At 49.8% G+C, this 20,158-nt stretch carries 20 protein-coding genes and 1 pseudogene; 6 read left to right on the top strand and 15 right to left on the bottom strand.

The genetic code is table 11. From position 1 onward, the window contains the following. Nucleotides 1-164 precede the first annotated feature (164 nt). A complete protein-coding gene (locus Q366_RS12140) occupies nucleotides 165-1,130 on the top strand; it encodes a class I SAM-dependent methyltransferase (protein WP_035239236.1) in 966 nt (321 codons plus the stop codon). A gap of 126 nt (nucleotides 1,131-1,256) precedes the next feature. On the opposite strand, the pseudogene Q366_RS12135 reads toward Q366_RS12140, so the two are convergent. From Q366_RS12135 to Q366_RS12125, 3 genes and pseudogenes are all read right to left on the bottom strand, one after another. Further along, nucleotides 1,257-2,950 (bottom strand): annotated as a pseudogene (locus Q366_RS12135) (bifunctional sulfate adenylyltransferase/adenylylsulfate kinase). Nucleotides 2,951-3,078: 128 nt separating this feature from the next. After that, on the bottom strand, nucleotides 3,079-5,043 hold the full coding sequence (gene acs, locus Q366_RS12130; RefSeq protein WP_035239235.1) for an acetate--CoA ligase: 1,965 nt from the start codon (nucleotides 5,041-5,043) through the stop codon (nucleotides 3,079-3,081). A gap of 277 nt (nucleotides 5,044-5,320) precedes the next feature. Then, nucleotides 5,321-6,706, bottom strand: coding sequence for a sigma-54-dependent transcriptional regulator (locus Q366_RS12125; RefSeq protein WP_035239285.1), 1,386 nt, complete (start codon nucleotides 6,704-6,706; stop codon nucleotides 5,321-5,323). Between the two features lie 333 nt (nucleotides 6,707-7,039). Here Q366_RS12125 and Q366_RS12120 point away from each other — a divergent pair, with 333 nt between their 5' ends. Beyond that, nucleotides 7,040-7,240 (top strand): hypothetical protein, encoded by a 201-nt coding sequence (locus Q366_RS12120; RefSeq protein WP_035239232.1) that lies wholly within the window; start codon nucleotides 7,040-7,042, stop codon nucleotides 7,238-7,240. 187 nt (nucleotides 7,241-7,427) lie between these two features. Beyond that, entirely contained in the window at nucleotides 7,428-7,805 is a 378-nt protein-coding gene (gene crcB / locus Q366_RS12115) for a fluoride efflux transporter CrcB (protein WP_035239229.1), read from the top strand. A gap of 25 nt (nucleotides 7,806-7,830) precedes the next feature. Here crcB and Q366_RS12110 read toward each other — a convergent pair whose 3' ends face one another. Further along, on the bottom strand, nucleotides 7,831-9,036 hold the full coding sequence (locus Q366_RS12110; protein ID WP_035239225.1) for an acetate/propionate family kinase: 1,206 nt from the start codon (nucleotides 9,034-9,036) through the stop codon (nucleotides 7,831-7,833). Nucleotides 9,037-9,274: 238 nt separating this feature from the next. Here Q366_RS12110 and Q366_RS12105 point away from each other — a divergent pair, with 238 nt between their 5' ends. Next, nucleotides 9,275-10,471: a multidrug effflux MFS transporter gene (locus Q366_RS12105; RefSeq protein WP_035239222.1), complete on the top strand. Its 1,197-nt coding sequence runs from the start codon at nucleotides 9,275-9,277 to the stop codon at nucleotides 10,469-10,471. A 15-nt stretch (nucleotides 10,472-10,486) separates the two neighbouring features. On the opposite strand, the gene Q366_RS12100 is transcribed toward Q366_RS12105, so the two are convergent. Both Q366_RS12100 and Q366_RS12095 read right to left on the bottom strand, forming a co-directional pair. Next, nucleotides 10,487-10,957: an HAD family hydrolase gene (locus Q366_RS12100; protein ID WP_035239220.1), complete on the bottom strand. Its 471-nt coding sequence runs from the start codon at nucleotides 10,955-10,957 to the stop codon at nucleotides 10,487-10,489. A gap of 55 nt (nucleotides 10,958-11,012) precedes the next feature. Continuing rightward, the gene (locus Q366_RS12095; protein ID WP_035239217.1) at nucleotides 11,013-11,690 is read right to left on the bottom strand and encodes a nitroreductase; all 678 of its coding nucleotides are present in this window, start codon (nucleotides 11,688-11,690) and stop codon (nucleotides 11,013-11,015) included. Nucleotides 11,691-11,828: 138 nt separating this feature from the next. Here Q366_RS12095 and Q366_RS12090 point away from each other — a divergent pair, with 138 nt between their 5' ends. Both Q366_RS12090 and Q366_RS12085 read left to right on the top strand, forming a co-directional pair. Next, a complete protein-coding gene (locus Q366_RS12090) occupies nucleotides 11,829-12,263 on the top strand; it encodes a YbgC/FadM family acyl-CoA thioesterase (RefSeq protein WP_051958018.1) in 435 nt (144 codons plus the stop codon). A 116-nt stretch (nucleotides 12,264-12,379) separates the two neighbouring features. Then, nucleotides 12,380-12,730 carry a DNA-binding response regulator gene (locus tag Q366_RS12085; protein ID WP_051958017.1) on the top strand — a complete coding sequence of 117 codons (351 nt, stop codon included), beginning with the start codon at nucleotides 12,380-12,382 and terminating at the stop codon, nucleotides 12,728-12,730. On the opposite strand, the gene Q366_RS12080 is transcribed toward Q366_RS12085, so the two are convergent. The 9 genes from Q366_RS12080 to Q366_RS22175 form a co-directional block, all read right to left on the bottom strand. Then, a complete protein-coding gene (locus Q366_RS12080) occupies nucleotides 12,731-13,081 on the bottom strand; it encodes a hypothetical protein (protein ID WP_035239215.1) in 351 nt (116 codons plus the stop codon). Between the two features lie 168 nt (nucleotides 13,082-13,249). Next, nucleotides 13,250-14,473, bottom strand: coding sequence for a type II toxin-antitoxin system HipA family toxin (locus Q366_RS12075; RefSeq protein WP_035239213.1), 1,224 nt, complete (start codon nucleotides 14,471-14,473; stop codon nucleotides 13,250-13,252). Next, a complete protein-coding gene (locus Q366_RS12070) occupies nucleotides 14,473-14,775 on the bottom strand; it encodes a helix-turn-helix domain-containing protein (protein ID WP_035239210.1) in 303 nt (100 codons plus the stop codon). Before Q366_RS12070 ends, Q366_RS12075 begins: the two co-directional genes overlap by 1 nt. Nucleotides 14,776-14,963: 188 nt before the next feature. Further along, the gene (gene bioB, locus Q366_RS12065; RefSeq protein WP_035239203.1) at nucleotides 14,964-15,938 is read right to left on the bottom strand and encodes a biotin synthase BioB; all 975 of its coding nucleotides are present in this window, start codon (nucleotides 15,936-15,938) and stop codon (nucleotides 14,964-14,966) included. 107 nt (nucleotides 15,939-16,045) lie between these two features. After that, on the bottom strand, nucleotides 16,046-17,338 hold the full coding sequence (gene bioA / locus Q366_RS12060; RefSeq protein ID WP_035239200.1) for an adenosylmethionine--8-amino-7-oxononanoate transaminase: 1,293 nt from the start codon (nucleotides 17,336-17,338) through the stop codon (nucleotides 16,046-16,048). Continuing rightward, a complete protein-coding gene (bioD, locus tag Q366_RS12055) occupies nucleotides 17,325-18,095 on the bottom strand; it encodes a dethiobiotin synthase (protein ID WP_084691809.1) in 771 nt (256 codons plus the stop codon). Before bioD ends, bioA begins: the two co-directional genes overlap by 14 nt. Nucleotides 18,096-18,190: 95 nt before the next feature. After that, entirely contained in the window at nucleotides 18,191-19,093 is a 903-nt protein-coding gene (lipA, locus tag Q366_RS12050; protein ID WP_051958016.1) for a lipoyl synthase, read from the bottom strand. Then, complete coding sequence (lipB, locus tag Q366_RS12045) at nucleotides 19,090-19,791, bottom strand: lipoyl(octanoyl) transferase LipB (protein ID WP_035239193.1); 702 nt, start codon at nucleotides 19,789-19,791, stop codon at nucleotides 19,090-19,092. The genes lipA and lipB overlap by 4 nt, the downstream gene beginning before the upstream one ends. 228 nt (nucleotides 19,792-20,019) lie before the next feature. Continuing rightward, complete coding sequence (locus tag Q366_RS22175) at nucleotides 20,020-20,142, bottom strand: hypothetical protein (protein ID WP_281175490.1); 123 nt, start codon at nucleotides 20,140-20,142, stop codon at nucleotides 20,020-20,022. Between the last annotated feature and the right edge of the window lie 16 nt (nucleotides 20,143-20,158).

The following is a 20,158-nucleotide window of genomic DNA, read 5'->3' as shown; positions in this document are numbered from 1 at the left end:
ATTAAAATTCTCCCCTTCACGTTATAATTTAACTTAAGTATCAGGTCAAATCATAAACTGGAAATTAACTTTAACCGGCGTTGAAGATCTCTCCATATTCAGAACTGCCGGAACACCTTTGCCTTTCTTGCCATTCACACTTGAATGGTGTATGACATTTTACCATGAAGACCAGTGAAAAATATCAGGAACAGGCCCAGATGCTGGCCAACAGGGTAAAAAAAAGATTCAAGCACCTGTATACGCGGTTCACAAAACAGAACCTGCAGGTTTTCCGGCTGTATGACTGGGATATCCCTGAAATCAGGGCTGTGGTGGACTGGTATGCCGGACATCTTGTGGTGGCTGAATATGCCAGAAAACAGTCCGAGCCGGACTGGCTGCCCCAGATGGGCAGGGCTGTGGCCCAGGCCCTTGATGTTCCGCAGGAAAACCTGCATCTTAAAATCCGGAAGGCAGGTATCAAGGACGGAACCCGGTACCAGAGGATTAATACGAAGAACAAAAAGATCCCCATGTGGGAACGGGATCTTCAATTCCTGGTCAACCCCAGCGACTATGTGGACACCGGTCTATTCTCCGACCACAGGGACACCCGGATGATGGTCAGACAGATGGCCCGGGACAAGGATTTTTTAAATCTGTATTGCTACACCGGCGCCTTCACCTGTTATGCGGCAAAGGGCGGGGCAGCCTCCACCCTGTCCGTGGACCGGTCCGAAACCGCCATTACCTGGGTCAAAGAGAATCTGGCCTTAAACAACCTATCCGCACCCTGCCACTCCCAGGTCCGGATGGATACGTTTGATTTCCTGAAAAAAGCCCTTTGGCTTAAACACAGATACGATCTGGCTGTGGTGGATCCCCCCTCCTATTCCACCACGCGCATGGCCGACAAACACTTTGATATTGCCAAAGACTATCCTTTTCTGCTCAACCAGGTGTTCAAGCTCATGCGCCCGGGGAGTACGGTATTTTTTTCCACCAACCACCAGAATTTTTCCATGGCTGAAAACAGGCTTGACGCCGCTGATATTAAAGAGATCACCCGGGAAACGATTCCCGAAGACTATATTTCCAAGAAAAAACAGATCCACCGGTGCTGGCAAATCACTTGTCAGGGACAATAGATAACCCAATGTCATAAACTTAAGCATTGAGTATTTTATTTCACCATGAAGGACATGAAGAATATATGCCGGGAAATCAATCTTCATGTCCTTCATGCTCTTCATGGTTTTAATTCGGACTCATTCCTAAACAAACCCCTTTTCACTGATCAGCAGTAAAATCTGCCGGACCGCCTCATCCGGGGTCAGGTTGGAGGTGTCAATGGACAGTTCCGGATTTGAAGGTTCCTCATATGGATCATCCACCCCGGTAAAGCCCTTGAGCAGTCCTGCCCTGGCTTTGGCATACATGCCTTTGCGGTCCCTTTTTTCGCACACGCTGATGGGGGTGGCCACATGGATTTCAAAAAATCCGCCATGGGCCTCAATGGATGTACGGATTTTCGACCTTGTCCGCTCGTAGGGGGCAATGGGGGCGCAGATGGCAATGCCTCTGTTCTTGGTGATCTCGGAAGCCACAAATCCGATGCGCCGGACATTGATGTCACGGTGCTCCTTGGAAAAATTAAGCTCCGAAGACAGGTTGCGCCGGACAATGTCGCCGTCCAAGAGGGTTACGGGCCGGGTGCCGATTTCCATAAATTTTGAATACAGCACCTTGGCAATGGTGGATTTTCCGGCCCCGGAAAGCCCGGTGAGAAAAACGGTAAATCCCTGGATGGCAGGACACGGATAGGAACGGCGCAGTTCGTTGATCACATCCGGAAAACTGGCCCATTCCGGTATGTGTTTTCCCTTTCTGACCCGGTCACGGATATGGTCATTGGTAAAAGAGAGGGTTTCCTGGCCCTCCTTCACCTCACTGGCCAGCTTAAACTCATCCTCAAAGGGCAGATAAACCATCTCTTCAAAAAATACCGGCTCAATACCGATCTCTTCCCCGGCCTGGAGGGTCAGTTCCCTGATCTGGGGGGTATCGTAGAATGGATTTCCGCTGCTGTCCGTTCCCGGGGTTGCATGGTTATGCCCGATGACAAAGTGGGTACACCCGAAATTTTTCCCGATGATCATGTGAAGCACCGCATCCCTTGGGCCTGCCAGCCGGGTGGACAAGGAGAGCAGATTAAGCATATGGGTGTCCGGGGGATAATGGGCTGCCACCTTCTGATAACAGCGCATCCGGGTATAATGGTCAAAATCTCCGGGTCTGGGGATGCCTGCGATGGGCAGCATCAACAGGTTTGCCTTTGCCTTTTTCATGGCCTGGATGGTCAGCTCGAACTGGGGACGATGGATGGGCTGCCGGGTCTGAAACCCCACAACCCGATTCCATCCCAGCTTACGAAACTGTTGCCGCACCTCCGAAGGCGTGTTGCGGATCTGCTTGAAATCAGAATGAATCGGCAGATTCAAGGCTTCAATACGGCCGCCAACGTAGTATCGGCCGCGCCCGCCCTGGAGCCGGGCCACCTCATCATGGGCCAATCTGTGGTGCCGTAAACAGCCATGGCCTCTTTTTCCCGGTCTGCCTGCCAGATGTCCTCAATGGCCATGATACCCAAAGGAAATCCTTCAGGGTCACGGAGTACAGCAGACTGCCCAGCCTCAAACCTGTCTGCAAGATCCCTGGAGACATCAAGGCAGATGGGCACGGGCCAGATTTCGCCGGAAGGCAGGCGCATGCGGTCCAGGACACTGTCATACGCCACCCGGGTCATAAATCCTTTCAGCGGACTGAACACACCTGTGGTTAACAATTCAAAATCACAGATCTGACGCAGATTCAATGTGATATCCGGCAAAGAGGATAATAATTGTTTAAGTGATATATGACGTTCCTGGTCCACCAGAAGATTGACAAGAGATGTATCTTGGGACATGTAACTATCCTTTAAAAACAACCGTCATAGCAGACTTGAGACTTATGTACCAATTAAGCAAAATCAGTCAGACTGTCAAGATTAAGTGGTATTTGAACGCAAAGTCACCCATTTGCCAGGGGTCATTGCTATTTCATCAATTCCTTATGGCTGTTGATCAGCGTGCCCACAACTTCAGGATCTGACAGGGTGGATATATCGCCAAGCTGGTCATGCTCATCCGTTGCAATCTTTCTTAAGATACGCCTCATGATCTTGCCGGACCGGGTCTTGGGCAGATCCGAGGCAAAATTGATGATATCCGGCGTGGCAATGGGCCCGATTTCATTTCTCACATGACGTTTCAGGTCCGCCATCAGTTCATCGGACGGGGATACACCGATATTCAATGTAATAAAAGCATAAATACCCTGCCCTTTGATATCATGGGGATACCCGATGACTGCAGCCTCGGCCACATCCTTGTGACTGCCCAAGGCAGATTCCACTTCGGATGTACTCATGCGGTGTCCGGACACGTTGATAACGTCATCCACACGGCCTGTGATCCAAAAATAGCCGTCCTCATCCCTGCGGCAGCCGTCGCCTGCAAAATAATATCCGTCAAACATCTGGAAATACGTCATTTCAAAACGGTCATGGCTGTTATAAACCGTGCGCATCTGACCGGGCCAGGGTTCCTTGATCGCCAGGATGCCTTCGCATGCCCCTTCCAGCTCTTTGCCGTCTTCACCAAGTACTACAGGCTGCACAGAGAAAAACGGCAGGGTGGCGGAACCAGGTTTCTGGTCAATGGCATAGGGCAACGCAGAAATCATGATACCGCCGGTCTCAGTCTGCCACCAGGTATCGACAATGGGACACTGCTCTTTTCCCACATGTTTATGGTACCATTGCCACGCCTCGGGGTTAATGGGTTCGCCCACTGATCCTAACAGCCGCAGGGAGGAAAGGTCATATTGTGCCACCCACTCATCTCCCTGGGCCATGAGCGACCGAATGGCAGTGGGGGCTGTGTAGAACTGGTTGACTTTCCATTTGTCAACTGTGGCCCAGAACCTGCCGGGATCCGGATAGGAAGGTATGCCTTCAAATATAATGGATGTGGCACCCTGGGAAAGCGGGCCGTAAACAATGTAGGAATGACCCGTAACCCACCCGATATCTGCCGTGCACCAGTAAACATCGCCATCGTGGTAATCAAAGATGTATTTAAACGTGGTTCCTGTATACACCATATATCCGCCGACATTGTGCTGAACCCCCTTGGGTGTGCCTGTGGAGCCTGATGTATAGAGGATGAACAGCGGATCCTCGGCATCCATCCATTCCACAGGGCACTCAGCACTCTGGGCCTGGGCCGCCTCGTGCCACCAGACATCCCGGTTCTCTACCATATTGATACCGGAACCGGTCCGTTTGACCACAAAACAGGTTTCAACGACGTGCCCCTGGTCTGCGCACATCTTAAGGGCCTGGTCCGCATTGCCCTTGAGGGGAACGGACTTGGCCCCGCGCATGACCCCGTCCGATGTCACCAGAACTTTACAAAGGGAATCCATGATTCTGTTGGCCAGGGCCTCGGAAGAAAAGCCCCCGAATACAATGGAGTGGATGGCCCCTATCCTGGCACAGGCCATCATGGTGATGGCCAGTTCAGGGACCATTGGCAGGTATATGGCCACACGGTCCCCCTTGCCCACCCCGCTTTCTTTCAGGGCATTGGCAAAGCGGCACACCTTTTCATGGAGCGCACGGTAGGTGATCACCATATCTTCACCCGGACTGTTTCCCTCCCAGATCAACGCAGCCTGGTCCCCCCGGGTATCCAGATGACGATCCAGACAATTATAGGTAATATTTGTCCTGGCATTTTTAAACCATTCAATGGATATCGGCCCCTTGGACATACTGTAGTTAAACTCCCGGACCTTGTCCCATTTTTTTTCCCAGTAAAACGTTTCTGCAATTTCTCCCCAGAACCCTTCAGGGTCTTCCACGGATTTTTGATACATGGCCTTGTATTCATCCATGGATTTAATCCAGGCATTTTCACGAAATTTATCCGGTGCATGAAAAATATTCTCACTCATAGTAAGGCTCTCCTTTTCTTATAAAATGTACCCAAAATTTACGTTTAACCATTTTATCAACGATTTAAGAGCAAATTTTGTACCGAAGAGAATTTTCAGCTTTAACATGCTGATAATAAACAAAATAATCAAAATGATGTTTATTTTAACCCAAACCAGCTACAATAAAAATTGTTAGCGTTTTTTAAATAAAAAATAAGAATATCTCTTTATAACAGGAAGATAGACACAATTACAACAAATATTGTAGATACAATTAAATTGTAGGCGGACCGGACTATACTTCTCCACGAAGTTTTTGAAGGCGCTTGCTGAGCGCCTGCTGTGAAATGCCCAGAATTTTGGATGCCGCAGTCTGATTGCCCCCTGTATAGGCCATGGCTTTTTCCACCAGCGCATTAGAGGCTTGTTTCAAAGTCGGAAGGTCCTGGTTTAAAGGTATAGACGACCCTGGCCCATGATCTGCGTGGGTGGAAATATTGAACAGATCGGCAGAAATGGCGCCGCCCTGGTACCTGGACATGGCATCGTAAACCATGGATTTCAACTCCCTGATGTTTCCCTTGAATGGATATGTTTCCATGGTTTCAATCAGACGTTTCGGGATATCAGGCACAGGCTTATCCAGTTCATCGGCTGCCTGGCAGATAAAACGATCCAGAAGCAGGGGAATGTCCAAAAGGCGTTCCCGCAGCGGCGGTATGGTCAGCGTATGTGTGGAAAGGCGGTAAATCAGATCCTTTCTGAACTTGCCCTGTTTTTCAAGTGCCCACAGATCCTGGTTGGTGGACGCAATGATCCGGGTATCCGAATGCCGGGTAATATCCGACCCCAGGGCCAGATAATCACCGCCCTGGAGCAGTCTGAGCAGCTTGACCTGGGAGGACAATGCCAGATCGCCGATCTCATCCAGCATCAAAGTTCCCCCGGAAGCCTGGAGGATCAACCCGGGCCGGGCAGTCTGGGCGCTGGTAAACGCGCCGGGCACATGGCCAAACAAGGTATCTGAAAACACATTATCATCCAGCCCCGCCACATTGACCTTAACCAGTTTTCCCTTGCGGCCGCTCAAGTTGTGAATGCACTGACCGATCAACTCCTTTCCCACCCCGGTTTCCCCAAAAATCAGCACTGGCTGGGGAGACGGTGCCACAGCTTCCACATAATGGAAAATGGAATGCATCTGACTGTCCTGGGTAATGATCGCGCTGAAGGCGGCAGGTTTTTTTATCTGGGCAAATAACTCCTGGCGCTGGGGAGGGGAAAGCTTACCCAGGCCCTGCCCGCCGTCAAGGGACTGTTTCACCGACTTGACCAGGCGATCCGAATCAACGGGCTTAAGGATATAATCCATGGCCCCGATCTTCATGCATTGAACAGCCGTATCCACGTCAAGATTACTTGTAAGCACAATAACAGGTATTCTTGGCCAGGTTTTACGGATACTTTTCAGCAGGTGGCCGCCGCTGATATGAGGCATGTTCAAATCCAGGAGGACCAGTCCGGGAATCCTGCGCTCCATGGTCCTGATCACATCCCTTGAGTCCCCGATGGCAGTAATGTTGTCAAAACCGGCCTTTCGCAGAGCCGTTTCTACTGCTGCAAGGATCTTTGAATCGTCGTCCACGATGAATATGGGATTATCCGGATTTGGGGAATTCAAAACGCTTAAAACCTCCTTGACACTCATATTAGGCAAAGATCAAAGCCAGCCCTATCTTTATCCTGAAAAAACAATCCCATGTCAACCACTGTTCAAAAAACCCGGTAATAACCAAAACAAAAATGTAAATTTCTGCCCAGTTATTCCGATAATTATACCAAGGGGTTTCTAACAATAGATACAAACTCACCTTACAGGTCCTGACTCCTCTGACCTTTAGCACTTTTTCATTAATTTTTAAACAGAACGGTATGCAACTTGCATTTCATAAATTCAGAATTGAACACACAAACGAACACACAAACCAAGGACTTATTGAAAGGACTTATTATAATGGACAGCAATAAAAAAATATTCGAAGTAAAAAAGACATTCGGCCTCAGCGTACTGCTCAAACTGACCCGTAAAACCATAGACGGGATAGAGATCAGCGAAACGGACGGAAAATATCGCTCTAATCTGGATCTGGACGAGATGAACCGGGCCGTCACCCGCACCATGGCATCCCACAATATCCAGTTAAAAATCGGATAGTCTTTTGTTTAACATCTTTTACCCAATGTCATAACATTAAGATACGTTCAGATTAAAACCACGAAGTTCACGAAGAACAAGACGCTTGGTACGCTAATATCTTCGTGAACTTCGTGCGCTTCGTGGTAAAACAAAATAAGATTATTACATTAATGTACCATACGCCATAAACCGGTTAATATAAAAAATGATCAAAATAGCAATGGTAGGATTAGGCGGTGCCATGGGAGCCATGTGCCGCTTTCTGGTATATGAAGGATATGTCAATGCCGTAAAAAATACATCACTTCCTTTAGGAACCATCACTGTCAATGTTTTAGGATGCTTTATCATAGGACTTTTAGGTGGTATTGCCGACACACGGCAAATCTTTCCCCCGGAGATCAGGCTGCTTGTTTTCACCGGATTTTTAGGCGGATTTACTACGTTTTCCACCTTTGGATTTGAACTGTTTTTATATATGCGCAACGGACAGATCGGCCTGGCCGTTCTAAACGGGCTTATTCAGCTAAGCGCCGGACTGATTTTTGTATGGGCAGGATTCGGGCTGTCAAAATCATTTTAAAAACAAATCATACATTTTTGTCATCTTACAATACAAGATCCTTGCAGATGGTTGCAATCTCAAATTCTTCATCCGTGGGGACCACCCAGACTTCCACGGCACTGTCATGGGTGGAGATCCGGGCGGATTTACCCCTTAAACCGGCATTCACCTCTTGATCCACTATAATACCGAGGTGCTCAAGCCCTTCCAGGGATTTGGCCCGGACTTTTGTGTCATTTTCCCCGATGCCGGCGGTAAAGGCAATGGCATCCAGCCGGCCAAGCACGGCATAGTAAGCCCCGATATATTTTTTAATACCATGGCACAGCATCTCAAAGGCAAGTCTGGCATTGTCATCACCCGAGGCCATGGCTTTGTGGATATCCCGCATGTCATTCATCCCGCAGATACCGGTCAGACCGCTTTCACGGTCAAGAACCGTCTGGATTTCCCCGGCACTTTTACCGGTACGGGAGGTAAGATAGGCAGGCAGGGAAGGATCAATGTCACCGCACCGGGTCCCCATGATCAGACCGGAAGTGGGCGTCATACCCATGGATGTTTCCCGGCACACGCCGCCTTTGACAGCGGTTATGGAAGATCCGTTGCCCAGGTGGCAGACAATATTGTTCAACTCATTTAACGGTTTTCCCATCAGACCGGCAAGGGTTTTGGTGACATAGGCGTGGGAGGCGCCATGGAATCCGTACCGCCTGACTTTATAATCATTATAATACGCAGTGGGCAATGCATACCGGTAAACATAATCAGGGAGACTGCTTGCAAACAGCGTATCAAACACGGCAACCGAAGGCACGCCGGGAAAATACGCCATAGCCGCTTCAATCCCGGCCAGATTGGCCGGATTATGCAAGGGCGCCAGCACAATATTCTCCCGGATACCCTCAATGGCCCTGGCATCCACAATGCAGTTTTCCTTAAAAAATTCACCGCCCTGGGCCACCCGGTGACCAATGGCTAAAAGCTCGTCAGCCGATTTAACAAGCGGATCATCACCTGCCATAAGTAAAGCAGCCACCTTTTCGATGGCCTGGGTGTGATTCTTAAAAATTTCAATCAGTTCGGTTTTTTCACCAGGTCCCGGGTCCGGATACAGGGTATGGGTCAGACTGCTCTCCGGACTGCCGATTCGCTCCACCAGGCCCGCGCATATTGCCCTGGGACCGGATAAGTCAAACAATTTATACTTCAGTGAGGAACTTCCTGAATTAATAACAAGTACTTTCATTTTTCCAACTTTCGCTTAATTGCATTAATAATTATCTCCATGACGGACAGACACAATCGGCCGGTTGCCAAAAATGAGACAACTTCGTCTTACCCGGGATTCTTTTGTATCATCTGTTCAATCTTGGGGATGCCATGGGTGACAAAATAGCCTTTCCATCATTGGGTATTGCTGATAAACAACAGATTTTAAATATTGAAACCAACCCTGTAAAGTAATCTGGAAAAAAGAGTAACGAATGCATCAAAAACAAAAATTTTTCGGCGACCGTTCAATCATCGCCATGCTGGCGCTGCTCAGCGCCTTTCCGCCCTTGTCAACGGATCTGTATCTGCCGGCCCTGCCCCATGTCATGGAAGAGTTTAATGCCGGCCAGACCCTTGTGAACCTGAGCCTGAGTCTGTTTTTAATCTCCTTTTCCCTGGGTATTCTGATCTGGGGACCAGTCAGTGAAAAATATGGCAGAAAACCCATCCTGCTGACCGGACTTGTTCTGTACACGTTAAGCAGCATCGTATGCGCCATGTCCACCAATGTAACGACACTGGTTCTGGCCAGGGTATTCCAGGGTTTTGGCGGCGGTGCAGGCAGTGCCGTGGCAACAGCCATGGTCAAGGATATGTACACGGGCAGGAAGCGGGAGTCCGTGCTGGCCGTTGTCATGGCCATGGTCATTGTGGCCCCGGTGGTGGCACCGGTGGCAGGGGCACAGATTTTAAGATTCATGTCCTGGCATGCCATATACTGGGCATTGGCCGGAATCGGCCTGGTTTCATTCTGCCTGTCCCTGTTTTTGGATGAGCCCCTTGAAACCCCCTACCCGGGCTCTTTGTTCAACGCCCTGGGACGCCTGGCCGTGGTCATGAAAAATCCGGGGTTTTCCATTTTGCTCATGATATTTTCCATGATATCCCTGCCGATTATGACCTTTATCGGGGCCTCTGCATTTATTTATATCCAGGGGTTTGGCATGGATGAACAGGCCTACAGCTATTATTTCGGTCTCAATGCATTGGGTGCCCTGGCAGGACCCTTGATCTATATCCAGATATCACGGTGGTTTTCCCCGGGCAATATCATCATCGGCAGTTTTACCTGTATGGCCGTAAGCGGGAGCTTCATTTTCATGAAAGGCAGCGGCTCTCCGTTTTTGTTCGCTCCGGGCATGCTGGCCAGCACGTTGGCATGCACCCTGATACGCCCCCCTTCTACCAATCTGCTGTTATCCCAGCAGGATGAAGACACGGGATCAGCCGCATCCCTGATCAATTTCATGGCCATGTTCATAGGCAGCCTGGGTATGTTTCTCATCTCCCTTGAGACGGTGGAAGATCTGATTCCAAGCCTTGGACTGATACAAACGATAACCGGGGTGGTTTGCGGCGGGTTGTGGCTGCTGCTTCGCAAGCGCGCCTTTATCCGCAAGGCCGGCTGATCCTTAATTAAAAAATCAGTTTCTCAGGGTGGAGATCAACCGTTTAGGCTTTTCAAAAAAGGCAAATACATCCAGAATATGCCGGATCATCACATCGGCGGACATCAAAGCCGGCAGCGCCATCCCCTCGGCCCCGAGTACCGCAACGCCCAGCCTTGCATGTTTAAGCATCAACGCATCGTTGACACCGTTGCCCACAGCCATGGTGGTATCTGCGCCGATGCGATTGAGTACATCCAGTTTTTTTCGATCCTGATCCTGATTTGAAATGCATACAACTTCTGTCTTCACCCCGCCAAGCTGCGCCTGGACCGAGCCAAAGGTGTCAGCGGTCACCACATGAAAATCAAGTTGAGGGGCAAGCCGGTTCATGGCCGGCCCCACTCCGTCAAGAAGACGGCCATCCGCAGCAATGGTGCCGTTGAAGTCAAACATCACGTTTTGAATACGAACCGGACCAATGCCGGGTATTTCAACGCAGATCATGCTGCCTCCTGGCGAGTTTTATAGATATGGCGGCGTTATTTTTTTTTCAAACCCCTTATAATCCGCACCAGGTAACAACATTTTCCAGGTCCTCCCGGGGACTGGTTATCTGGTTTCCGGAAAAATCCCAGTCAGGGTACCCAATTGCAATGGCAACCAGTAAGCGCTTATCATCAGGAATTTTAAGATTTTCTCTAATTGCGTCGGAATAGGTGATGCCCTGGTTCTCGATACAGGTGCCAAGCCCGAAATCAAGTGCAGCCAGACAGATCGTTTGCGTAACCAATCCGGCATCCATATAGGTGCCTTCAATGGGACGTGATTTATCGCCGACAACGATAATCGCCGCAGGTGCATCGAAATACCGGAATCCCCGTTCCATCCACTCGATCCGTTTGGCTTTATCTTCCCTTCCGATCCCCATGATGGTAAACAGCCGTTTTCCAATATCTACCTGCCGGTCACGGTAAACAGTTCCTTTTTCCGGTTCAACCAGGGTATGCGCCATCTCCTCAGGGGGGGCTTCAGACCTGCGGAACCTTTCCACATTGGCGTGTTTGAGCTGTTCCAAAGGTTCTTTAGCAACCACATAAAAATACCACGGTTGTGCATTCTTCGTAGACGGCGCCCTGGCAGAAAGGGTAAGAAGCTGAGTCAGAACCTCTTTGGGAACCGGTTTGTTTAAAAATCCGCGAATGCTTTTTCTTTGCTCAATGGCAGCCTGTAATTCCATGATTTCTTCCTTGGCTAATTATGATGTTCCATGTATTAAAACTTGTGGATTAATGCCAGGCAGTTTAATGTCAACCGCAATAAATATTCAATACTTTTTATGTAAATCCAGGGACAATGTATATAAACGATTATGACTATGACTAACACAAAACATATCACCAAGATGCATACAGCGGATCAGGACCCGGCCGTCCACCACTTCAAGGCCAGTGTATATTATGAAGACACGGATCACTCCGGCGTCGTTTACCACGCCAATTATCTGAAATATTTTGAACGGGCCAGGGAAGACATATTCGGTGTTCAGACCCTGGTCCGGATGTGGCACGACCAGGGTGTCGGATTTGCCGTATATAAAGCGGACATCGGATACCATGACGGAGCCCAGTTCGGGGATATTCTGGATATACGCACCACCTGGGAAAAGCAGGGACCATACCGGGTGGTGTTTTTCCACAGCGCCTGGCGCCCGGGCCAAAACAAGCCGGCAGTAACCTGTACTCTGGAACTGGTGTGTCTGGGCCCGGGCAAAAAACTGTTGCCCATTCCGGAATTGGATTTTCTGGATTAAGATACTTACACTTTAGGAAAAAAAGTCCACCCCCAAAAAAAAGCCTGCTGTACCCCCGGCGTTCCCGGGCTGTCACGGGGGAGGAAAGGCAATTTATCAACCGGTTCAATCCGCCCATGACCGGTAAGAGATCATTTGATCTTTACCGCCCGGCTGACCGGGAGAATAACACCGCTAAAGGGGAAGAGATCGACAAAGTGGTGGGCCTGAAACTTGGTGCGGACGATTACATCACCAAGCCATTTGGAATTCATGAACTTCTCAGACTTTTTTCCGGACACCCCGGGGAAGTGCTGGACAGGGAGACCATTTTAAACCGTGTATGGGGCGTGGAATATGGGGGCACCACCCGGACCCTTGACCAGCATATTGCAATTTTGAGAAAAAAAATTGAGGACAAACCGGCGGCACCTGCAATTATCACAACCGTCCACGGCGTAGGGTACCGGTTTGAGTTAAACAAATAACTACATCTGGATCCTCTCCAGAATTTTCAACCCAACGACTTTATGCCCGGGATGTTGTCCTTGTCCAGGATCTGAAATATGGCGGATTTCCACCTGGTACATCTCCAAAGCAAGGCTCCTCCCACCCCGGCGAAGGCTAACTGAAAATATCTGACCCACCCGGATATAATCCAATATCCGGGCATCCTGTTTGATCAGGATACCCAAGCCGTTATCACTCCAGTCCCTTAAAGGGAACTGGTATACAAGTATGGAATCCGGGAACGTAAATTCAACACTGGCTCCGTCGGCAGCCGCAGTTCTCACCTGTGCGCGAATATCTTTTATTTCTGAATGATTTTCTTTTTTCATAATCAGCCTGATCGTTCAATTAAATAAAAATTATCGTACATATAAGCCCTTTTACCGAACCAAATCAACAAATTGTTATCCTGCACGGCAATTGTCTGATTACAATATTTAATTTTTCCGTCATTGGTGTGTCCCCGGGGAATCCGGTGCCGGTCTATAGAATGCAGATTATTTCGTCTGAGATCCTAATCGGCTTAAACCCCGGCTGATGGCAGGTTCAAGCCGCTGGATATCTTTTTCCGGAACATCATATTCTTCAAATACATCTTGCCAACGGGACACAGATTGATAAACATCGTCCATGATCCGGCCCGGATTCGACACTTTATATACATTGCCGATTCTTTCCAGAATCTTTCTGCCAGGTGGCAATGTACCAGCTCCCTGGGGAAAAGATAACCGATGCTCCCTGTTATGATAAATATCCGGGACCAGGTCATACGCCGGAGACAGACAAAATCCGGATTCGGTATAAAGCATGGCAAAATTTTTAAGGTGGTCATCTGTGTTGCTGATGGCGGCATTAAATACCATCTGCCGGAACAGCGCATCTGTATCTTTCCGGGGCTTGCTGCTGAATTTGTTGATCATCACAAACATATCCGAATAAGACATATTGTAATATCCGTCAGCGCCCAGCAAGGTCTGCATGCTGATCATGTGGTTACGGCCACAGGACGGTGTCATATCAAACCGCTCTACAAGCAGGACGCTTCGGTTGCCGGCCTTCCGGATTGAAAAATCGGGAACATTCAGGCCGGCATTGACCGCCAGCCAAAGGGTTCCTGCTTCGATGGCTTCAACATGATAGCGGTCATTGAGTCTGGGGAATTTTGCTATCCACTGCCTGCCGTCATTGTCCTTAATCAAGGCCTTCGGACGGGCCCCGCCGGGAGAACTGCCGCAAATAAAAAGCGCGTTTAGATCATTCTCATCCACTGGAAGGCCGGCATCAAAATTTAATGCCGCCGCTAGCATCCGGGATAAATCATGAATACCTGCTGAAGGGTCGACATATGCGTTGCCCTTTCCGGAATAAAAAGATAATGCACCCAGGCCGCTTGCTCCCAGAAACTTTAATAAATTGGGCACAGTTTGTTCTGCCCTGGGGATACGGTACTTTGCGGATAAAAGCGCCCTGCCCCAGTCATCCGGCAAGGCATCTTCAAATACACCATGTATCCCCTGGGGACGGTCTGCCTCAATTTCAGCGGCGCCCAAAGGCAAGTGCACCGGATCAAGGGGAAAAGCACCAGGATTTGACAGGTACTCTTTTGTATACCGGAAAGATCCCTGGATCCGGCCCCGGGCATCAGGTGTGGTGGTAAAAATTTCACCACAGGACAAATGCCCACCGCCAGGAAGGGTTAACACAACATTGAGCTTCTGCATTACCTGCTCCGTTTGACGCGCTGCCGGCCTGCATACTTGTGTTGGATTTCAAACCGTTCTGCCAACGATTCTTTAGGAGCAATCAGCTTATCCATGTCAGAAATACATCCAAGAATATCCAAGGCTTTTACCCAAGTGCCGATGGACACCTGGGGACTGCCTGTCTCCATCTTGCGCAGCGTAGGGATAGAAACGCCGATCCTGAATGCAAAATCCTCCTGGGAGTCTTCGCGCGCCAACCTGGCCTGCCTCAGGCGCTGCCCAAGCTGATTTAACACAGTATTACAAATCGCATCAATCATAGAAACCTTATCTATAACACAAATAATTATTTGCTTTATACCGTATACAACCCTGTTAAAGCAAATAATTATTCGCTTTAACAGGGTTGTATACAACTTTTCCGCAATCACAAATAATTTTCCCGAGGATCGACCCTATTGAGGGGTGGGGCTGCTCCTTGTCAGTATGAGAACTTAGCGCGCTAAGTTTATTCAAACCCCAGCTGATTGATCATGTCAAGGTCTTCTTGAAGTTGATTGCCTTTTGTGGTCAAATAATCGCCTGTCATTATGCCGTTTGCACCGGCCTGGAAGACAAAGGGATGAAGCATTTTTAAATTCGGTATTCTTCCGCCGCAAATAATGATGTCTGTATCCGGCAGCACATATCGCATGACAGATATTATTTTCAGACACCTTAACGGCGTCAGATTATTTTCCCCTTCAAAAGGCGTTCCCGGTATGGGGGTTAAAAAATTGATCGGAACAGCATCCACCTCAAGTTCTCTTAATTCAAACGCCAGCTCAAGGACTTGGGCCATGCTTTCACCCACACCGAAAATGCCGCCCGAACAAACAGACAAGCCGGCGTTTTTTGCTTTCTTAATCGTATTGATCCGGTCATCGTAGGTGTGGGATGTGCAGACAGTATCAAAATGGCTTCGGCAGGTTTCAAGGTTATGATGATAGCGGCCTATGCCGCAGGCTTTCAAATACGCCATATCCTCATCATCCAGGATGCCCAAAGAGACGCAATAGGATAATTTCTTTGACGGAAGCTCACCCAGGGCATCCGCCACCTGCCGCACCTCACTTTTGCCAAGCCCTTTGCCTGTGGTCACAACCGAATAGCGGTGGACATCTGTATCCATGAGCGCGTATGCCCTTTTCTGGAGTTCAGCTTTGGACATCAGGGGATAGATTTCAATATCCGAGGTATGAAATTTTGATTGGGAGCAGAATTTACAATTTTCACTGCACGTTCCGGATTTTCCGTTGCAAATTGAACATAGGTGAATTTCACGTTTAAAAAAGGTGTCCCGGATGAGATCAGCACCTGCCATCAGGGCGAACACATCCTTATCCCCGGTCAATGCCAGATGATGATAAATTTTATCTTCAGGGCGTTGCCCCTCAATAATGGTTTTTGCGATATTGATATATGACTCAATGGTATATTGCATCTTCTTCCTCAGGATATTGAGAATTCCTTATTTTTTATTTTTTTAACTTCAAAAAGACCAAAGCCCAGGAGCGCCACAACATACAAAATCAAAAAAATCACCGCTCATTACCTCCTTTTCAAATACGCCTTTACAACCTGACACATGGTTTGTGCAATCTTCACCACATCCTCTTTTTTGCAGACATAGGGCGGCATGGTATAGACCAGCCTGCCAAAGGGACGTATCCAGACACCGGCCCGGACGAACATATCCTGGATAACAGACATATCCACCGCCTCTTCCAGTTCGATCACCCCGATTGCACCCAGAACCCTCACCTCCTTGACCCCTTCTAAAGTCCGGGCCAACGCAAGATGCTCGGTCAGCAGGCCCTGGATGGCCCCAACCCGGGTCTGCCACTCCCCGGTCATCAACAGGTCGAGGCTGGCATTGGCAACCGCGCAGGCCAGAGGATTTCCCATATAGGTCGGTCCATGCATGAAAACCCCGCCGTCAGACGATATCCCCCGGGCCACGTCAGGGGTTGCAAGGGTTGCCGCAAAACTGATGTACCCGCCGGTCAAAGCCTTTCCAATGCACATGATATCGGGGCAAATTCCGGCCCACTGGGCGGCAAACAGTTTTCCGGTGCGGCCGAACCCCGTGGCGATTTCATCAAAGATAAGCAGAATATCATACCGCCGGCACAGGGCGCCAAGCTGTTTGAGGTAATTGGGATGATAAAAGCGCATCCCCCCTGCCCCCTGGACAACCGGCTCAAGTATGACAGCGGCAATCTCTTGGTGGCGTTCGGCCATGAGCGATTCCATCTCAGCCGTGTCCCCTTCATCCCAGGCCTGGAAAAAAGAGCATTGGGGGGCCTGGGCGAAAATCGCCCCGGGCAGTACACCCTTGAACAGGCTGTGCATGCCCTGGACCGGATCGCACACCCCCATGGCGGCAAAGGTGTCCCCGTGATAGCCCTTCCTGACTGTGAGCAGCTTTTTTTTTCCGGGCTTGCCCAGGGCGTGCTGGTACTGGATGGCCATTTTGATAGCCACCTCAACCGCAACAGACCCGGAATCCGAAAAAAAGATGTGTTCAAGTCCCTGGGGAACAACGGATATCAGCTTTTCAGCCAGGATGCAGGCCGGCTCATGGGTCAGGCCCCCGAACATGACATGGCTCATGTTCCTGAGCTGTTCATGGAGGGCCCGGTTCAGCACGGGGTGGTTATACCCGTGAATGGCTGCCCACCATGAAGACATGCCGTCGGTCAAAACCCTGCCGTCGGCAAGGTGGATATGGACCCCTTCGGCCCGTTTCACCATATAGACGCCCAGGGGATCGGTCATGGAGGTATAGGGATGCCAGATATGTTTTTTGTCAAAGGCCAGATATGCTTCAGTTCTGTTCATTGTTCCCGCCGTTTAAAAGTGCGCCGGCAATACCGTTCATGTAAACATCCAGGGCGGTCCAAAACGGTTCCGTGCCGGACTGGGCTCCGGGGATAAAGGGAAGGCTGCCCAAAATGGGAATGTTGCCGAGCCGGCTGATAATCCGGGGATTATCCCCAAGAATAAATGTATCGCAATCCTTTGGGGAACTTGTCTCGGTCATGACCGCCCCCCTGATTTGAATGCGATGAGATCTGAGGACCTGGATGGTATTGATGGCGTGGTTGACGCACCCCAAAACGTTTCGAATGACCAGAATAAGGGGCAGTCCTGTTTCTTTGATGAGGGCAAGGCTTGTAAGCCTGTCTGACAGGGGAACATTGATCCCCCCCACCCCTTCGGCAATGACCAGGTCATGTCTTGTGCAGAGTCGCTCCAGCGCCGCCAGGACCGGGCCGGTTTCACACGCGGTCCCTTCCATCCGGGCTGCCAGATGGGGAGAACAGGGGGCGGAAAATGACAAGGGCACCATATCCCTTATTTCGTCCCCATCCCGGATAAAGGATGAAGCCCTGCAATAGACTTCAAAATCCGGGGAAATCGGGTATCCGTCCTGGGTATAGCCTCCCCCGGTCTGAATCACTTTCATTGGCACGGCATCTATACCCTGCATCCGTATTTGACGCACCAAAGCGGCAGTAAAAACTGTTTTACCCGCGTCCGTATCTGTTCCCGCGACAAAGAATCCGTTCATCTGTCCGCCTCCGTAATTCTGCATTCGAACTCGTTAACCAACGATCCTACTACTAGTTAACCATATGGTTCGTCAAGAAAATTTTTAAAAATTACGCCAGGAGGCACAGACTTGAATTTTTAAAGTGTTTCGAACAACGCCCCGGCCTTGTAGGAACTTCTGACAAAGGGGCCGGCAGCCACTTGTTTAAATCCAATATCCCGGGCCATGCGGTCAAGTTGTTCAAATTCTTCCGGACTGTAGAATTTTTCCACGGAAAGATGGTCCCTTGTGGGCTGAAGGTACTGGCCCACGGTGAGGATATTGCAGCCGTGATCGTACAGGTCCTGGAAGGTGGCCCCAAGTTCCTCCGGTGTTTCGCCCAGGCCCACCATGATGCCGGACTTGGCAGGCAGGCCGGGAAAGCGTTCAGTAACATGTCGGATCAGGTCAAGGGATCGCTGGTAAAGGGCCTGGGGACGGACCCTGGCGTAAAGGCCTTTAACCGTCTCAATGTTGTGGTTGATCACGTCAGGGTCTGCTTCAGCCACGCTTTCAAGAGCCTTGACATCTCCCTGGAAATCCGGGATCAGCACTTCCACCCGGATGCCCGGACCAGCCTTTTTGATGGCCTGGATCACACATGCAAAATGGGATGCCCCGCCGTCGGGAAGATCGTCCCTTGTAACGGAAGTGACAACCACGTAGGTCAGTTTCAGTTTGAGTACGGTATCAGCCACCCTTTGGGGTTCATCCGGGTCAACCGGGCCCGGAGGGTTTGAAGCCACATTGCAGAACCGGCAGTTCCGGGTGCAATGGGAGCCCAGGATCATGAACGTGGCGGTATTTTTTGAAAAACATTCAAACATGTTGGGACAGGCCGCTTCCTGGCAAACGGTATGAAGGCCTGCTTGGGATAAAAGCCGGGTAACCCGCTGGTAATCCCCGCCTTTGGGCATGCTTTTTTTCAGCCACCTGGGCTTGCCTTTCCGGATGGCACCGGAAGAACGGGTTTCTGTATGGCTGTTGCAAAGGGAATTCATGGGATTGGCCTCCTTGTGTTAAAATCGAAAATGTCGCAGAAAAATTTGAAAAACAGATCTTTGACCTGTTCCATGGAAGCTTTCGGGTCAAAGGGGGGATTGTGGGTTTCCTGTTCAAGTGAAGTCATGGATAAATTTTGGAGACCGCAGGGATTGATCCAGGTAAAAGGGGTCAGATCCGGACAGACATTCAGGGCCAGGCCATGGATGCAGATCCCTTTTTTAATCGAGATGCCCACACTGCCGATTTTTTTCTTCCCCACCCAGAGACCGTGGTTCTGCGGATCCCTTCGGGCCTCCACACCAAATTGCCGGACCGTTCTCATCATGATTTCCTCAAGACCGTGGACAAAGTCGGCCACCCCGATCCTGGCCCGTTCCAGGTTGATGACGGGATAGAGCACAGCCTGGCCCGGCCCGTGAAAGGTGATGTTTCCCCCCCTGGCGGTCTGGACAATCTCAATCCCTTTTTCGGCCAGAAACCGTTCCGGCACCACAAGATTTTCCCGCCCCCCTCTTTTGCCTAAGGTGTAGACCGCAGGGTGCTGGACGAAAAAAACCCGGTCGCCAAGGCCCGGGTCCTGGATCATCTCTTCCCGGGCAGTGGTCTGAAGATCAAGGACCGGAACATAATCCCGGATGCCAAGATCCTCAAATGCAGCACATCTGTCATTTGCTGAAAGGGCATGTTCGGTCATGGCCTGATCCTTTTCCCTGTGTGGATTCCCTGGTAATGCTGATGTTGATCAGCTCGATTTTCATGGTGCCCCGTCTTATTTGAAGGATAACGTAAAGGGTTACTTGATTTGATTTCTTAAAAATTACGCTGACATGACGATAAAGTCAATTATTTTTTAAAAAATTATGTAAATATAAATTTTTTTGAGTTAAATTTATGAAAAACATCATATTCAACTTCAACCTCATCAATTTTCGGACAGCGGATCTGCAATGTAAATAAAGAGCAGCATACGGTCATTGCCTGCATGTTTTTCGGCACGGTTTCGGGGTACTGGGCCTGCCGCCACGGCAGCCATGGGTATGCCCATGATTCGAACCATGATT

Origin of the sequence: Desulfobacter vibrioformis DSM 8776 (genome assembly GCF_000745975.1) — a bacterium.
Taxonomy (GTDB): domain Bacteria; phylum Desulfobacterota; class Desulfobacteria; order Desulfobacterales; family Desulfobacteraceae; genus Desulfobacter; species Desulfobacter vibrioformis.
This window is presented reverse-complemented; position numbering and strand designations above follow the sequence as displayed.

Excerpts from the sequence above, each read along its gene's own strand:
- Q366_RS12140 (WP_035239236.1), top strand. The coding sequence starts at position 165 with ATGAAGACCAGTGAAAAATATCAGGAACAGGCCCAGATGCTGGCCAAC.
- acs (WP_035239235.1), bottom strand. The coding sequence starts at position 5,043 with ATGAGTGAGAATATTTTTCATGCACCGGATAAATTTCGTGAAAATGCC.
- Q366_RS12120 (WP_035239232.1), top strand. The coding sequence starts at position 7,040 with ATGGACAGCAATAAAAAAATATTCGAAGTAAAAAAGACATTCGGCCTC.
- crcB (WP_035239229.1), top strand. The coding sequence starts at position 7,428 with ATGATCAAAATAGCAATGGTAGGATTAGGCGGTGCCATGGGAGCCATG.
- Q366_RS12110 (WP_035239225.1), bottom strand. The coding sequence starts at position 9,036 with ATGAAAGTACTTGTTATTAATTCAGGAAGTTCCTCACTGAAGTATAAA.
- Q366_RS12105 (WP_035239222.1), top strand. The coding sequence starts at position 9,275 with ATGCATCAAAAACAAAAATTTTTCGGCGACCGTTCAATCATCGCCATG.
- Q366_RS12100 (WP_035239220.1), bottom strand. The coding sequence starts at position 10,957 with ATGATCTGCGTTGAAATACCCGGCATTGGTCCGGTTCGTATTCAAAAC.
- Q366_RS12095 (WP_035239217.1), bottom strand. The coding sequence starts at position 11,690 with ATGGAATTACAGGCTGCCATTGAGCAAAGAAAAAGCATTCGCGGATTT.
- Q366_RS12090 (WP_051958018.1), top strand. The coding sequence starts at position 11,829 with ATGACTAACACAAAACATATCACCAAGATGCATACAGCGGATCAGGAC.
- Q366_RS12085 (WP_051958017.1), top strand. The coding sequence starts at position 12,380 with ATGACCGGTAAGAGATCATTTGATCTTTACCGCCCGGCTGACCGGGAG.
- Q366_RS12080 (WP_035239215.1), bottom strand. The coding sequence starts at position 13,081 with ATGAAAAAAGAAAATCATTCAGAAATAAAAGATATTCGCGCACAGGTG.
- Q366_RS12075 (WP_035239213.1), bottom strand. The coding sequence starts at position 14,473 with ATGCAGAAGCTCAATGTTGTGTTAACCCTTCCTGGCGGTGGGCATTTG.
- Q366_RS12070 (WP_035239210.1), bottom strand. The coding sequence starts at position 14,775 with ATGATTGATGCGATTTGTAATACTGTGTTAAATCAGCTTGGGCAGCGC.
- bioB (WP_035239203.1), bottom strand. The coding sequence starts at position 15,938 with ATGCAATATACCATTGAGTCATATATCAATATCGCAAAAACCATTATT.
- bioA (WP_035239200.1), bottom strand. The coding sequence starts at position 17,338 with ATGAACAGAACTGAAGCATATCTGGCCTTTGACAAAAAACATATCTGG.
- bioD (WP_084691809.1), bottom strand. The coding sequence starts at position 18,095 with ATGCAGAATTACGGAGGCGGACAGATGAACGGATTCTTTGTCGCGGGA.
- lipA (WP_051958016.1), bottom strand. The coding sequence starts at position 19,093 with ATGAATTCCCTTTGCAACAGCCATACAGAAACCCGTTCTTCCGGTGCC.
- lipB (WP_035239193.1), bottom strand. The coding sequence starts at position 19,791 with ATGACCGAACATGCCCTTTCAGCAAATGACAGATGTGCTGCATTTGAG.
- Q366_RS22175 (WP_281175490.1), bottom strand. The coding sequence starts at position 20,142 with ATGGGCATACCCATGGCTGCCGTGGCGGCAGGCCCAGTACCCCGAAAC.